The following is a 13787-nucleotide window of genomic DNA, read 5'->3' on the forward strand; positions in this document are numbered from 1 at the left end:
CTGTTTGTTCTATAATCGGCGTGTTTTTTCCCTACCTCGCCGAGTTTCGAACTACCTCGGCATTTTCGGAACTACCTCGCGGGGATCGGGACTAACTCGCGGCTCAGCCCCAGACGAGGCCGCGCGACGGGTCCTCGAGCACCTTCGCGACGTCGGCCAGGTAGCGGGCGGCGAGCTCGCCGTCGACCAGGCGGTGGTCGACGGACAGCGCCAGCTGCGTGACCCAGCGCGCCTTGATCTTGCCCTTGTGCACCCACGGCTGCTTGCGGATCGCGCCGAACGCGAGGATCGCCGCCTCCCCCGGGTTGAGGATCGGGGTGCCGGTGTCGGTGCCGAAGATGCCCACGTTGGTGATGGTGATCGAGCCGTCGGCCATGTCCGCGGGCTGCGTGCGGCCGGCGCGCGCGGTGGAGGTGAGGGACGCGATCGCCTTCGCCAGGCCGAGCAGGTCGAGGGTGTGCGCGTCCTTGATGTTCGGCACGACGAGCCCGCGCGGCGTCGCCGCCGCGATCCCCAGGTTCACGTAGTGCTTGTAGACGATCTCCTGCGACGCCTCGTCCCAGCTCGCGTTGATCTGCGGGTGCCGGTTGACCGCCAGCAGCATCGCCTTGGCGGCGACGAGCAGCGGCGTGACGCGCACGTCCGCGAAGTCGCGGTCCTCCTTCAGGGTGGCGACCAGGCGCATCGTCTTCGTGACGTCGATCGTCTGGAAGACGGTCACGTGCGGGGCGGTGAAGGCGCTGGCCACCATCGCCTCGGCCGTGCGCTTGCGGACCGACTTCACCGGCACGCGCGTCTGGCGGCCGTCGCCGCTGACCGTGCCGGACGCGAGCCACGGCCGGTCGTCATCCGGGTACGTGGCCAGCGGCTTCGGCGCGGCGCCCTCGGCGTGCGCGACGACGTCCTCCCGCGTGACGATCCCGCCCGGGCCCGTGGGGTGCACGGACGCGAGGTCGACGCCGAGGTCCTTGGCGAGCTTGCGCACCGGCGGCTTGGCCAGCACGCGGGCGCGCTCGGCAGTGGGGGTGGACGCGGCGCCGGACGACGACGGCACGCTGGCCATCGGCTTCTCGATCGCCGGGCCCGCCGGGGCGGGTACCGGGGCCGGCGTCGGAGCTGCGGCCGGCACAGATGTCGGCGCGACCGGGGCGGCAGGGGCCGCGGGCGCCGGGCTCGGGACCTCGGCCTCGGGGGCCGCGCCGCGACGGCGCCGTCGTCGGCCGCCGCCCGCGCCATCACCCGTGCCGTACCCGACCAGCACGGAGCCGGAGCCCCCTGCCGACGCCTCCTCGGACGCGTCGCCCGAGCCGTAGTAGGTGGGCGCGTCGGAGCCCCCGGGGGCCGGCGCGTCGGTGGTGATCTCGATGATCGCGGTGCCGACGTCGACCGTCGTGCCCTCCTCCGCGAGCAGCGCCGTGACGGTGCCGGCCCACGGCGACGGCAGCTCGACGAGCGACTTGGCGCTCTCGATCTCCACGATCACCTGGTTGACGGCGACGGTGTCGCCGACGGCGACGCGCCACTCGACGATCTCGGCCTCGGTGAGGCCCTCGCCCACGTCGGGCAGGGGGAAACGCTGGGTGCTCATCGGTCTCCTCGGCTCCGCTCTCAGTGGGCCAGCACGCGGTCGACGGCGTCCACGACGCGGTCGACGCTCGGCAGGTACTCGTGCTCCAGCTTCGCGACGGGGTACGGCGCGTGGAAGCCGCCCACCCGCAGCACGGGCGCCTCGAGCGAGTAGAAGCATTCCTCGCTGACGCGCGCCGCGACCTCGGCGCCCGAGCCGAGGAACGTGGGCGCCTCGTGCACGACGACGCAGCGGCCGGTGCGCTTCACCGACTCCGCGACGGCGGTCACGTCGAGCGGCGAGATCGAGCGCAGGTCGACGACCTCCGCGCTGGTGCCCTCGGCGGCCAGGGTGTCGGCGGCCTTGAGCGCCGTCGCGACGGTGGGCCCGTAGGCGACGAGCGTGACGTCGGTGCCGGGCCGGGCGACGCGCGCCCGGTTGAGCACGTCCGCGGCGCCCGCGGCGGCCACGGTCGGGTAGGCCCTGCGCTCGACCTCGCCCTTGGACCAGTAGCGGCCCTTCGGCTCGAAGAACAGCACCGGGTCCGGCGACGCGACGGCCGCGCGGATCATGTCGTAGGCGTCCTGCGGGGTGGACGGCGACACGACGCGCAGGCCGGGCGTGTGCGCGAACAGCGCCTCCGGGCTCTCCGAGTGGTGCTCCACCGCGCCGATGCCGCCGCCGTAGGGGATGCGGATGACGACGGGCACCTGCAGCCGACCGCGCGACCGGTAGTGCATCTTGGCGAGCTGGGTCGTGATCTGGTCGTAGGCCGGGAAGACGAACCCGTCGAACTGGATCTCGCACACCGGCCGGTAGCCGCGCAGCGCCATGCCGATCGCGGTGCCGACGATGCCGGACTCCGCGAGCGGCGTGTCGACCACGCGGTCCTCGCCGAAGTCCTTCTGCAGCCCGTCGGTGACGCGGAAGACGCCGCCGTTGCGGCCCACGTCCTCGCCCATGACGAGGACCTTCGGGTCGGACTCGAGGGCGGAGCGCAGGCCCTCCGTGATGGCGCGCGCGAAGGTGAGGGTCTCGCTCATCGGGTCGCCTCGCTCGTCTCGTTCTCGTACTGCTCGAACCACGCCCGCTCGGCCGTGACCTGCGCGTGCTCGGTGGCGTACACGTGCTCGAACATCGTCGCGGTGGGCGGGGCGCCCAGCTCGCGGACCTCCGTGCGCAGCCGCTCGCCGAGTGCGTCGGCCTCGGCCTCGATGCCGGCCGCCCAGTCGTCGTCCCAGGCGTCCTCGGCCCGCAGCAGCGCAGCGAGGCGGTCGATCGGGTCACGCCGGGCCCAGTAGTCCTCCTCGGCGCGCGACCGGTACCGGGTCGGGTCGTCGGAGGTGGTGTGCGCGCCCATGCGGTACGTGTACGCCTCGACGAAGGTGGGGCCGCCGCCGGAGTGCGCGCGCTCGATCGCCTCGGCGGTGACGGCGTAGCAGGCGAGGACGTCGTTGCCGTCCACGCGGACGCTGGGGATGCCGAAGCCCTCCCCGCGCCGGTACAGAGGCGAGCGCGTCTGGCGCGACGTCGGCTCGGAGATCGCCCACTGGTTGTTCTGCAGGAAGAACACGACGGGCGCGTTGTTCACGGCCGCGAACACCAGCGCCTCGCTCACGTCGCCCTGGCTGGTGGCGCCGTCGCCGAAGTAGGTCACGACGGCAGCGTCGCGCTCCGGGTCGCCGGTGCCGACGGCGCCGTCGCGCTGGACGCCCATCGCGTAGCCGGTCGCGTGCAGCACGTGCGAGCCGATGACGAGCGTGTACAGGTGCACGTTGTGCTCGGCCGGGTCCCAGCCGCCGTGGTCCTCGCCGCGGTACAGGCGGAGACGGTCGACCGGGTCGACGCCGCGCGCCTGCAGCACCCCGTGCTCCCGGTACGAGGGGAACACGTAGTCCTGCGGCGACAGGGCGTACGCCGACCCGACCTGGGCGGCCTCCTGGCCACGGCCCTGCGCGTACAGCGCGAGCTCGCCCTGCCGCTGCAGGGCCGTGGCCTCGTCGTCGAACCGTCGCGTCAGCACCATGTCGCGGTACAGGGCGCGCAGGTCCTCGGAGGTGAGGTGGTCGACACGCGAGCGGTAGGTCGCGTTGTCGGGTTCGACGACACGCTCGCCGGTGGGCGAGACGAGCTGGATCAGGGGTTCGACGTCAGGCGTGACGTCGGCGGGCGCGACGTCGGGCTCGCCGGTGGTGGTCTGCGGCACGCGTTCTCCTTCGCTGGCGGCCCCCGGGCGGGGCGGGCTGCTCCGGCACGGACGAGGTCCCGGTGCCACCCGAACGGTGGACCCACCGGAACCTACGCCTTCGTAGCCTACGCCAGCGTAGGTTGCCGTCCATGGGGCGCACCCCCCGACGGCGCTACCAATGTCCCCCCGCTCAGTTTGGAGGGTTCCTCCAAAGCCGCCGCGGCCCGCGGCCGCCCCCGCAGGTCAGCGCGGGTATGCCTGGCCCACCCGCAGCGCGTCCCGCTCCCGCAGCACCGGCCAGCGCGAGAACGCGAACACGAGGAACATCACCACGTTGAGGATCGGCACGATGCCGACGAGGATCCACCAGCCCGAATAGCCCGCCTTCTGGATGATCCGGATGTACGCGATCAGGAAGAGCACGGCGATCGCGAGGTAGACGACGATCGCGGCCGTGCCGAACAGCCAGCCGTAGTCGTCCGTGAGCTGGTCGTAGTCCCAGGTGTCCATGGGCAGCGAGTCTTCCCGGCCGCGGCCAGGTCGCAACCCGGACGCACGGGGTCAGGCAGCACGGCAGCACGGCGATCAGGCGGCCCGCCAGGAGTCCGTGTCGTCGTCGAGCCGCCAGTCGCGCGCGGTGCCCGGGTCCGCCGCCGCCCCTGCGAACCAGAACGTCGCGTCCGGGTCCCAGTCGGCGAGCACCGACGCGACGCCGTCCGACACCGGTACGGGCAGCCCCGCCGTCGTGAGGTACCCGCGCGTCGTGAGGTGCACGGCGTCCGCCTCGCGCGCCACCGCGGACCAGTCGGGGAGCACCCACGTGCCGTCGCGGCCGGTGGCGCGGTACCAGTCGTGCCGCCGCGAGGCGGTCACCTCCAGCGGGTGCCGGCGGCACAGGTCGGCCCAGTCCCCCGGCCCGTCGACCTCCAGCACCCGGGCGTCGTCGGCCACCGCGACCGCGCGCACGCTGCCGCGCTCCCAGCCGGAGTCGTCCTCCACGAGCCACAGCCCGACCGGCCCGACGGCGCCCAGGTCGCGGGTGGTGCGCAGCAGCTCGTGGGGCGGCACCGACCACCACTCACCGCTCCAGCTCGCGCGCGGGTCGGCCGGTCGTTCGCGTGCCGCGGTCCGCTCGCCCGCGTGGGTCTCGGAGCGCCACGCGGCGAGGGCGTCGGGCCGGCCCGCCGCCGTCGTGCCGGGCGGGCCGAGCCGACCGTCGTCGTACCAGACCACCTCGCGCTGGGTGGTGGCCGGCGCCGCCGTGGACCACCAGGCGGCCGACGGCGCGGCGAGCAGCGCCTCGGCCACCGGGCCGAGGGCGGCCGCCACCTCCGGCGTCGCGGCGAGCACGTCCTCGCCGTCCGGCTCCTGCCAGTAGCGGGCGTTGCCGACCGCCGACTCGAGGGCCCGGAGCAGCTGCCGCTCGTCGGGCACGGTGAACGTCGCGCCCTGCAGGCGCCGCACCACGTCGCCGGGCACCAGGCGCGGCCGGTCCGCGACGCCCTGCCCGAACATCACCCGCGAGGTCCCGGCGCCGGGGTCCAGGTCGTACGCGGCGTAGAAGATCGCCAGCCGCACGTCGTCGTCCTGCGCCTGCGCGAGCTCCAGGCACAGCCTGCGGCCGCGCGGCCCGGACAGCAGCGCGGCGGCATCGAGGCGGGTGGTCCCGGGCATGCGCCCACCCTAGGAGCCCCCGGCGAGGCGGGCGGGTGTCGGTGGCCGGCGGGAGGCTGGGGGCTCACCTCGACGAAGGGACACCCCATGGCCGCGCAGTCGACGCCGACGCCCGTCAACCCGCCCGAGCTGCACCAGAACCCCGCGTTCGCGTGGGGCATGATCCTGCCCGCCGGGCGCACGCTGTACGTGGGCGGCCAGAACGGGACGGGGCCCGACGGCGCGCTCGTCGAGGGCGGCCTCGGTCCCCAGACCGAGCAGGCGCTGCGCAACGTGATCGCAGTGCTCACCGAGGCGGGCACCGACATCGAGCACGTCGCGAAGCTGACGATCTACCTCGACCCCACCATCGACCCGAACGAGGCCTACGCCGCGTCCGGCCGGGTCTGGCAGGCGCGCACCGCCGTCACGGTGCTCGCCGTCGCACCCGCCCGGCGCGGCGCACTCGTCGAGGTCGAGGCGATCGCGACGGTCCCGGAGGCCTGACGCCGGGACGGGCCGGGAGGTGGCAGGCTCGGCGCGTGACCGCCACCACAGCGCCCGCCACCTCCACGCCCGCCGCCGTCGACGCCCTCGTCCACCTGCGCGCCGACGGCGTCAGCGTGCTGATCGACGCCCGTGGCGGTGAGCTGCCCGCCGTCGTGCACTGGGGAGACGACCTCGGCCCGCTCTCCGCCGACGACGCCGCCGCGGTGGCCCTGGCCGCGACGCCGCCGCTCGCGAACAACGGCCCGGACGAGCCGACCCGCGTGGCGCTGGTGCCCGAGCCGCGCACGGGGTGGCTCGGGCGTCCCGGGATCGTGGGCGAGCGCGACGGCGACGCCTGGTCGCCGCGCTTCACGACCAGGGTCGCGACGCTGTGCGGCGGCACCCTGGCCACCGGGCTCACGGAGGGAGGCGCGGGGGCGCTGCGCGTCGAGGCGACGGACACGACCGCCCGCCTCACGCTCGTCCTCGACGTCGAGCTCACGCCCGACGGCGTGCTGCGCGCCCGCGCCGCCCTGCGCAACGACGGGGGCCCGTACCGGCTGCACGAGCTCGCCGTCGTCCTGCCCGTGCCGCCGCGGGCACGCGAGGTGCTGGACCTCACCGGCCGGTGGGGCAAGGAGCGCGTGCCGCAGCGCCACGACCTCACGGTCGGCACGCACCTGCGCGAGGGGCGACGGGGCCGCACCGGCGCCGACGCGGCCACGCTGCTCACGGTCGGCGAGCCCGGGTTCGGCTTCGCGCGCGGCGAGGTGTGGGGCCTGCACGTGGGCTGGTCGGGCAACCACCGGCACTGGGCGGAGCGGCTCCCCACCGGCGACCAGGTGCTGGGCGGCGGTGAGCTGCTGCTGCCCGGCGAGGTGACGCTCGCGGGCGGCGAGGAGTACGGGACCCCGTGGGTGTACGGCGTGCACGGCCACGGCCTGGACGCACAGGCCGCGCGCCTGCACCGGATGCTGCGCCGCCGCACCGCGCACCCGCGCACCCCGCGGCCCGTGACGCTCAACGTGTGGGAGGCCGTCTACTTCGACCACGACCTGGCGCGCCTCACCGCGCTGGCCGACGCCGCCGCCGAGCTCGGCGTGGAGCGGTACGTGCTCGACGACGGCTGGTTCCGTGGCCGCCGCGACGACACCCGCGGTCTGGGCGACTGGTACGTCGACGAGGAGGTGTGGCCCGACGGGCTGGACCCGATCGCGGACCACGTGCACGGCCTCGGCATGCAGTTCGGCCTGTGGTTCGAGCCGGAGATGGTCAACCTCGACAGCGACCTCGCGCGCGCCCACCCGGACTGGGTCATGGGGGCCGGCGGCCGCGTCCCGGTGCCGTCGCGGCACCAGCACGTGCTCGACCTGTCGAACCCGGACGCCGCCGCCTACGTGCTCGAGCGGATGAGCGCCGTCATCGGCGCGCACGGCGTCGACTACGTGAAGTGGGACCACAACCGCGACCTCGTGGACCCGGGCTCCGGGCGGGACGGGCGGCCCGTCGTGCACGCCCAGACGCTCGCGGCCTACGGGATCATGGCCGAGCTGCGCCGCCGGCACCCCGGGCTGGAGATCGAGTCGTGCTCGTCGGGCGGCGCTCGGGTCGACCTGGGCGTCGCCGAGCACACGCAGCGCGTGTGGGTGTCGGACTGCACGGACCCGCTGGAGCGGCAGCAGATGCAGCCGTGGACGGCGCAGCTGCTGCCGCTGGAGTACCTGGGCGCGCACGTCGCGGCGGACGTCAGCCACCAGACCCGCCGCGCGCACTCGCTCGCGTTCCGTGCGGCGACGGCGCTGTTCGGCCACTTCGGCATCGAGTGGGACCTCACGCGGTCGACGCCCGAGCAGCTCGCCGACCTGGCCCGCTGGATCGAGCTCTACAAGGCCGAGCGCGGCCTGCTGCACACCGGCACCCTCGTGCGCCAGGACTCCCCCGCCCCCGACGCCCCGCAGGTGTGGGGCGTGGTCGCCGCCGACCGTTCCCGCGCCCTGTTCCAGGTCGCCACCCTCACCCGCCCGGCGTCGGCCCCGCCCGGCCGCCTCACGCTGCGCGGCCTGGACCCCGGGCGCCGCTATCGCGTCACACCCCTGCCGTTGAGCCGCGAGGCCTTCGGCGTCTGGACGGTGCCGCCGTGGTTCGGGCTGCCCTCGGCCGACGGCGCCGTGGCGTCCGACGGCGTCACGCCCCTGCCCCGGCCCGCGCAGCCCGACGACCTGCCCCGCGGCACCGTGCTCACCGGCCGTGCGCTCGCCGTCGCCGGCCTGCAGGCACCCGAGGCCCCGCCCGAGACCTCGCTGGTGCTGCTCGTGGAGGCCGTGGACTGACGCTCCGCGCCGGCCCCGCCGGGTGCCCGCGATACTCCGCACGACCCACACCGGGCTCTCGCGCGCTCACATTTGATGTGAACTTCTGTGTTCTTCTGTTCACCAAGGAGCGCAGTTGTTACCGCACCGAGACCGTAGGGGTTTGACCAGATCGGCCACGTTCCGCCAGAGTGTGTCGCGGACACCAGATCATCACCCTCGTTGCCGAGGTTGACCCACAGGGACGTGGACACGATGAGTTCACAAACTCACACTCTTGAACACAGAAAGTCACAGACGGCACCGCGCCGGCTCAGCGACGGGCAGTTCGCCGTCCTGCTGCTGCTGCCGGGCGTCGCGCTGCTGGCCGGCGTGGTCCTCTACCCGCTGATCGCCGCGCTCGTCACGGCCTTCTTCGAGCAGAGCCTCGTGCTGCCCGGACGGACGTTCGTCGGGCTGCAGAACATCGTCGACGTGCTGCAGGGCGACTTCCTGCGCCTGCTGCGGCAGACGCTGGTCTTCACGCTCGGCACGACGATCCTGCCGTTTGTCATCGGGTTCGCCCTGGCGCTCGCGCTGAACACCCGGATCCGCGGCGCCAAGGTGCTGCGCGGTCTCATGCTCATCCCCTGGCTCGTGCCCGGCGTCGTCGTGTCGTTCCTGTGGATGTGGATCTTCAACGCCAACTACGGCGTGATGAACGCGCTGCTGCAGTCGATCGGCCTGATCGACGACCCGCAGGCCTGGCTCGCCCAGCCCGCCACGGCCATGGGCGCCGTCGTGCTGGCGAAGACCTGGCAGTCGTTCCCGTGGATGATGGTCATGCTGCTCGCGGGCCTGCAGACGGTGCCGGTCGAGCTGCACGAGGCCGCCGAGATGGACGGCGCGGGCACGGTCCGCCGCTTCTTCGCCATCACGCTGCCGCACCTCAAGGGCATCGTCGGCCTCGTGGTGCTGCTGGAGTTCATCTGGAACTTCCAGCACTTCGACATCATCTACGTCCTCACCGGCGGCGGCCCCGCGGGCGCCACCCAGACGTTCGCCACCGCGGTGTACGAGACCGCCTTCCAGGGCTACGACCTCGGCAAGGCCGGCGCACTGGGCCTGCTGTGGATGATCCTGCTCATGGCGCTCGTCGTCGTGTACGTCCGCTTCTCGGAGAAGGGAGAGGAGCGATGAGCGCGACGACGCAGCTCCCCGCCGCGCCCACCCCGCACTCCGCCGCGTCGGCCTCGGCCGGCGAGACCCCGCGCCCGCCGCAGCGCCGCCGCCGCAGCAGCGCCCTGCGCTCCGAGCGGCCCGGCGTCCGGGTCGCCGCCTGGGCCACCGTCGTGGTGTGCGGCGGCTTCGGCCTCCTGCCCGTCTACTGGCTGCTGGCCACGTCGCTCACGCCGCGCGACCAGGTGTTCGCGTACCCGCCGCGGTTCTTCCCGGCCGCGCCCACCCTGGACGCGTTCGCGTCGCTCGCCTCCAACGACCAGCTGTTCGGCTACCTGCGCAACAGCGTGATCGTCTCGGTGATCACCGCCGTGCTGTCGGTCCTGGTCTCGGCGTACATGGGGTACTCGTTCTCCAAGTTCCGCTACCGCGGCCGCCGCTCGCTGATGTACCTGGTGCTCGCGTCGCAGATGTTCCCGCAGGCGCTGCTCCTGGTCACGCTCTACACCGTGTTCAGCGCGTACGGCCTGCTCAACACGTACACGGCGCTGGTGCTGAGCTTCACCACGTTCACGCTGCCGCTGTGCGTGTGGATGCTCAAGGGCTTCTTCGACACCATCCCGGACGAGCTCATCGAGGCGGCCCGCGTCGACGGCGCGTCCCGGCTGCGGATCATCCACTCGATCGTGCTGCCGCTCGCGGCGCCCGGCCTGATCGCGGCGGGGCTGTTCGCCTTCGTCCGCGGCTGGAACGACTTCGTCTTCGCCCTCACGCTGGCCGGCCCGGAGAAGCAGACCCTGCCGCCCGGCCTGGTGAACACGTTCATCGGCGAGGCCTCCACCGCGTGGCCCGAGCTCATGGCCGCGTCGCTCGTCGTGTCGCTGCCCGTCGCGATCGCCTTCATCGCCCTGCAGAAGTACCTGGTCGGCGGCCTCACCGCCGGCGCCGTCAAGGGCTGACGGCGCCCACCGTCCCGCCCCGCTCCACCGTCCACCACCCCGAACGACCCTCGATGCGGAGGATCCCCATGTCTCTCACCCTTCCCCAGAGCGCCATGTCGCGACGTCGCGTGCTGCAGCTGCTCGGCCTCGGCGCCGGCACCGCCGCCCTCGCCGCCTGCGCCCCGTCGGCCCCGTCCCCGGCGGGCGGCGCGGCCTCGGCCGCCGCGACCGGCGGCGCCAAGACCGACTTCGCGTTCTCGTCCTGGTCCTTCACCGAGGAGGCCGCGGCGCCGGCCCTCGAGGCGATCGTCAAGGCCTACCAGGACAAGAACGGCGTCACGATCAAGGACGTCTCGTTCCCCTACAACGAGTACATCAACCAGCTCACGCTCCAGGTGAAGGGCGGTCAGTTCACCGGTGCCGCGCACGTGGACGTCGCGTGGCTCGGCTCGCTCGCCGCCATGGGCAAGCTGCAGGACCTGTCGGCCCTGACCGAGGGCCGCGGGTACACCGACGCGGCGCTGTCGGCGGCCCAGTTCGACGGCGTGCAGTACGGCCTGCCGTGGACGATCGGCGCCATCGGCCTCGTCACGAACTCGGAGCTGCTGACGAAGGCCGGCATCGACGCCGACGCCTTCCCGACGACGGTCGACGAGTTCGAGAAGTCGCTCAAGGACCTCAAGGGCCTCGGCGACGGGCTCATCCCCTACGCCGCGTCCACGAAGGCGGCCCAGCTCAAGGACATCCTCATCTGGATGCAGACCTTCGGCAGCCCGCTCGTCGACGGCGACACCGTCACCATCGGCGACGACGCCTCCGTCGAGGCCGTGACCTGGTACAAGGGTCTCTACGACCAGAAGCTCATCGCCGCCGACGTCGACCGCTTCGACGCCCGCTCCCTGTTCGCACAGGGCCGCGCCGCGATCTACGACGACGCCCCCGTCGGCCGCGGCGCCGTCACCGAGGAGTCCCCCGACAAGGACCTCGGCAGCAAGCTCGTCCCCGTCTCCCGCCCGGTGCTCAAGGCCGGCGACACCCCCCGCGCGCTGGTGTGGGGCGGCGCGATCGCCGTCGTCGACGGCGAGGGCGCGGCCACCGCGGCCGACTTCGCGCAGTTCGCGACGTCCGACCTCGACACCGTGCTCGCCGACTACGAGGTGCGCGGCCTGCCGCCCGTCACCACCGAGGCGCAGCAGTCCGACGTCGTCGCGTCCGACGAGTTCGGGTCGCAGTTCAGCGAGCGCATCACCGCGACGTCCTCGTCCAACCCGTTCTGGGCGTTCACCGCGTACTCGCAGATCGAGACCGTCATCGCCGAGCAGGTGCAGGCCGTCCTCGTCGGCAAGACCGACCCGAAGACGGCCATGCAGAAGGCCGGCGAGGCCGCGCAGAAGCTCGTCGGCTGACGCACCTCCCCGCCCTGCCCGTCCTCACCCCGCCCGTCCCCGCCCACCCCGGAGTCACGACCACGGTTCGAGGAGGAACCATGCGACGACGCCCCACCCCCGTGCTGCGCACCGCGGCCGCCCTCGCGGCGGCCGCGGTGGCCGCCGCCACCGTCCCCGCCGCGGCCGCCCTGGCGGCCCCGGCCACCCCCGGCAAGCACGCCGAGTCCGTGGAGCAGCTGCCGTTCCCCGTGGACCGTTCCAACAACGCGGGCTGGTGGACGCCGCTCGACGTGGTCGACGGCGTCACCTACATGGCGTTCGACTCGCCCGCCGCGGACCCCGCGCGCCACGAGGTGCACATCGCCGCGCAGGGCCCCGACGGCGGGTGGGCCGCCGGCTGCCTGCGCGCCGACGACGGCTCGTGCGCGACCTTCCTCGACGACAGCGGGCACGACCAGCCGTCGATCGTCGTGGACGGCGAGGGCACCATCCACGCGTTCGTGTCGATGCACCACGTGCCGTGGCAGTACTTCCGCTCCACCACGCCCGGGGACATCACGTCGCTGGTCGACGCGAGCGCGGACCTGCCCGACCAGGGCGTGCCGATGACGTACCCCGTCACCGCGCGCGGCGCCGACGGCGACGCGTACGTCATGGTGCGCGGCGGCCGCGACGAGGCCACGGTGCGCGACGGGCGCCTGTACCGCTTCGACACCGCGACGGGCACCTGGTCCCGGGTGGCGGTCTTCGCCTCGGGCGTCGGCGCGTCGGTCTACCCGGACGACCTCGAGGTCGGCATGGACGGCCGCCTGCACGTGCTGTGGGAGTGGCACCGCTGGGCCGCGGGCCCGTACCGCCACCTCGGCTCGTACGCGGTCTACGACCCGGCGGACGACTCGTGGCACGACGCCGCGGGGAACGCCCTGAGCACGCCGATCTCCCCGTCCGCGGGCGGGGCCGTCGTCTACCAGCCGTTCGTGGACGGCGAGTCGCTCCAGACGGACGGCCCGACGGTGCAGACCGCCAAGCTGGCCGTGCACGGCGACACCCTCGCGGGCGTCGTCTACCGGTACGCCGGGGCGAAGGCCGACGGCACGCCCGACCGCTTCGACGTGCGCTTCGCCCGCTGGGACGGCGCCGCCTGGCAGCGGGAGACCGTGATCGACGCCGACGACCTCGGCGCCGGGACCGACACCGTGGCCGCCCTCGACGCCACGTCCGCGGCGGGCACGACCCGCGCGTACGCGGTCGTGCAGGGCACGGTCGCCGGCCAGGTGCGCACGCAGGTGGTCCGCGCGGAGCGGGGGCTCGACGGCGGCACCTGGCGGTTCGCCGGGCTCGGGGACGTGCAGGTGGGTCAGCAGCGCCTCGCGGCGCGCACGATCCGCACCGGCCCCGCGTCGGGCACGGACGTGCTGTACGTGAGCGCCGCCGAGTCGGGTCCGACGTCGGGCACGCTGTTCCACGCCCGCGTGCCCCGCACGGGCGGGCCGCTGGTCGGCAGCCCCCTCGCGGACGTCGTCGCGGGGGTCCGCGACGACGACGGCGGCGAGGACGGCGGCGGCGACCCGGGCACCCCGGGACCCACCGGCAACCTCGCGCTCGGCGGCTCCGTCACCGCGTCGTCCGCGCTGCGCGCCGACACGGGCGGGGAGAAGGCCGTGGACGGCCGGCTCACCGACGACAGCCGCTGGATCTCGGCCGCTGACGACGCGACCCCCACCCTCACCGTCGCCTGGGACGACGCCGCCCCGGTGGCGTCGGTCCGGGTGCACAGCGGCTACCGCGCCGCCGTCGACCCGGCCTCGGCCGTGCTGCGCGACTTCTCCGTCGAGCTGCACACCGCGGACGGCTGGGTGGAGGTGGGCGCGGTCACGGGAAGCACGGCAGGGATCGTCACCCTCCCGGTCACCGGTGTCACGGCCGACCAGGTCCGCCTGGTCGCCACCGACCCGTCGGCGTCCGAGACGGACGTGGCCCGGGTCTTCGAGATCGAGGTGCTGGCCGCCGGCTGACGCCCGCGACCGGCGCCGCACACCCGCCCCCGCACCACCCGAAACACCCTGTTCGACCAGCACAACCATCGGATCGAGG

At 73.9% G+C, this 13787-nt stretch carries 11 protein-coding genes; 6 read left to right on the forward strand and 5 right to left on the reverse strand.

Annotation, left to right across the window (positions count from 1 at the left end; genetic code table 11):
* Positions 1-103 precede the first annotated feature (103 nt).
* The 5 genes from ACFWDO_RS14090 to ACFWDO_RS14110 form a co-directional block, all read right to left on the reverse strand.
* Positions 104-1588, reverse strand: coding sequence for a dihydrolipoamide acetyltransferase family protein (locus ACFWDO_RS14090; RefSeq protein WP_380316839.1), 1485 nt, complete (start codon positions 1586-1588; stop codon positions 104-106).
* 20 nt (positions 1589-1608) lie between these two features.
* Positions 1609-2610: an alpha-ketoacid dehydrogenase subunit beta gene (locus ACFWDO_RS14095; RefSeq protein WP_380316836.1), complete on the reverse strand. Its 1002-nt coding sequence runs from the start codon at positions 2608-2610 to the stop codon at positions 1609-1611.
* Complete coding sequence (gene pdhA, locus ACFWDO_RS14100; protein ID WP_380316833.1) at positions 2607-3773, reverse strand: pyruvate dehydrogenase (acetyl-transferring) E1 component subunit alpha; 1167 nt, start codon at positions 3771-3773, stop codon at positions 2607-2609. Before pdhA ends, ACFWDO_RS14095 begins: the two co-directional genes overlap by 4 nt.
* A 225-nt stretch (positions 3774-3998) precedes the next feature.
* Positions 3999-4265: a hypothetical protein gene (locus ACFWDO_RS14105; RefSeq protein WP_380316830.1), complete on the reverse strand. Its 267-nt coding sequence runs from the start codon at positions 4263-4265 to the stop codon at positions 3999-4001.
* A gap of 75 nt (positions 4266-4340) precedes the next feature.
* On the reverse strand, positions 4341-5429 hold the full coding sequence (locus ACFWDO_RS14110) for a hypothetical protein (protein ID WP_380316827.1): 1089 nt from the start codon (positions 5427-5429) through the stop codon (positions 4341-4343).
* 87 nt (positions 5430-5516) lie between these two features.
* Between ACFWDO_RS14110 and ACFWDO_RS14115 the strand changes: the two genes are divergently transcribed.
* The 6 genes from ACFWDO_RS14115 (at position 5517) to ACFWDO_RS14140 (ending at position 13708) form a co-directional block, all read left to right on the forward strand.
* Positions 5517-5915, forward strand: a complete 399-nt coding sequence (locus ACFWDO_RS14115; RefSeq protein ID WP_380316824.1) for a RidA family protein — start codon at positions 5517-5519, stop codon at positions 5913-5915.
* A gap of 35 nt (positions 5916-5950) precedes the next feature.
* On the forward strand, positions 5951-8227 hold the full coding sequence (locus ACFWDO_RS14120) for an alpha-galactosidase (protein WP_380316821.1): 2277 nt from the start codon (positions 5951-5953) through the stop codon (positions 8225-8227).
* Between the two features lie 234 nt (positions 8228-8461).
* Positions 8462-9385, forward strand: coding sequence for a carbohydrate ABC transporter permease (locus tag ACFWDO_RS14125; RefSeq protein WP_380316818.1), 924 nt, complete (start codon positions 8462-8464; stop codon positions 9383-9385).
* Positions 9382-10323: a carbohydrate ABC transporter permease gene (locus ACFWDO_RS14130; protein WP_380316815.1), complete on the forward strand. Its 942-nt coding sequence runs from the start codon at positions 9382-9384 to the stop codon at positions 10321-10323. The genes ACFWDO_RS14125 and ACFWDO_RS14130 overlap by 4 nt, the downstream gene beginning before the upstream one ends.
* A 68-nt stretch (positions 10324-10391) precedes the next feature.
* Positions 10392-11711 (forward strand): extracellular solute-binding protein, encoded by a 1320-nt coding sequence (locus ACFWDO_RS14135; protein ID WP_380316812.1) that lies wholly within the window; start codon positions 10392-10394, stop codon positions 11709-11711.
* Positions 11712-11791: 80 nt separating this feature from the next.
* Positions 11792-13708 carry a BNR-4 repeat-containing protein gene (locus tag ACFWDO_RS14140; RefSeq protein WP_380316809.1) on the forward strand — a complete coding sequence of 639 codons (1917 nt, stop codon included), beginning with the start codon at positions 11792-11794 and terminating at the stop codon, positions 13706-13708.
* Positions 13709-13787 lie beyond the last annotated feature (79 nt).

It is taken from the genome of Isoptericola sp. NPDC060185, assembly GCF_042728595.1.
Classification (GTDB): Bacteria; Actinomycetota; Actinomycetes; order Actinomycetales; family Cellulomonadaceae; genus Isoptericola.

What these genes read in the sequence shown, in the direction of transcription:
- ACFWDO_RS14125 (WP_380316818.1), top strand. Translation starts at nt 8,462, where the DNA reads ATGAGTTCACAAACTCACACTCTTGAACACAGAAAGTCACAGACGGCA.
- ACFWDO_RS14130 (WP_380316815.1), top strand. Translation starts at nt 9,382, where the DNA reads ATGAGCGCGACGACGCAGCTCCCCGCCGCGCCCACCCCGCACTCCGCC.
- ACFWDO_RS14095 (WP_380316836.1), bottom strand. Translation starts at nt 2,610, where the DNA reads ATGAGCGAGACCCTCACCTTCGCGCGCGCCATCACGGAGGGCCTGCGC.
- ACFWDO_RS14115 (WP_380316824.1), top strand. Translation starts at nt 5,517, where the DNA reads ATGGCCGCGCAGTCGACGCCGACGCCCGTCAACCCGCCCGAGCTGCAC.
- ACFWDO_RS14110 (WP_380316827.1), bottom strand. Translation starts at nt 5,429, where the DNA reads ATGCCCGGGACCACCCGCCTCGATGCCGCCGCGCTGCTGTCCGGGCCG.
- ACFWDO_RS14135 (WP_380316812.1), top strand. Translation starts at nt 10,392, where the DNA reads ATGTCTCTCACCCTTCCCCAGAGCGCCATGTCGCGACGTCGCGTGCTG.
- ACFWDO_RS14105 (WP_380316830.1), bottom strand. Translation starts at nt 4,265, where the DNA reads ATGGACACCTGGGACTACGACCAGCTCACGGACGACTACGGCTGGCTG.
- ACFWDO_RS14140 (WP_380316809.1), top strand. Translation starts at nt 11,792, where the DNA reads ATGCGACGACGCCCCACCCCCGTGCTGCGCACCGCGGCCGCCCTCGCG.
- ACFWDO_RS14090 (WP_380316839.1), bottom strand. Translation starts at nt 1,588, where the DNA reads ATGAGCACCCAGCGTTTCCCCCTGCCCGACGTGGGCGAGGGCCTCACC.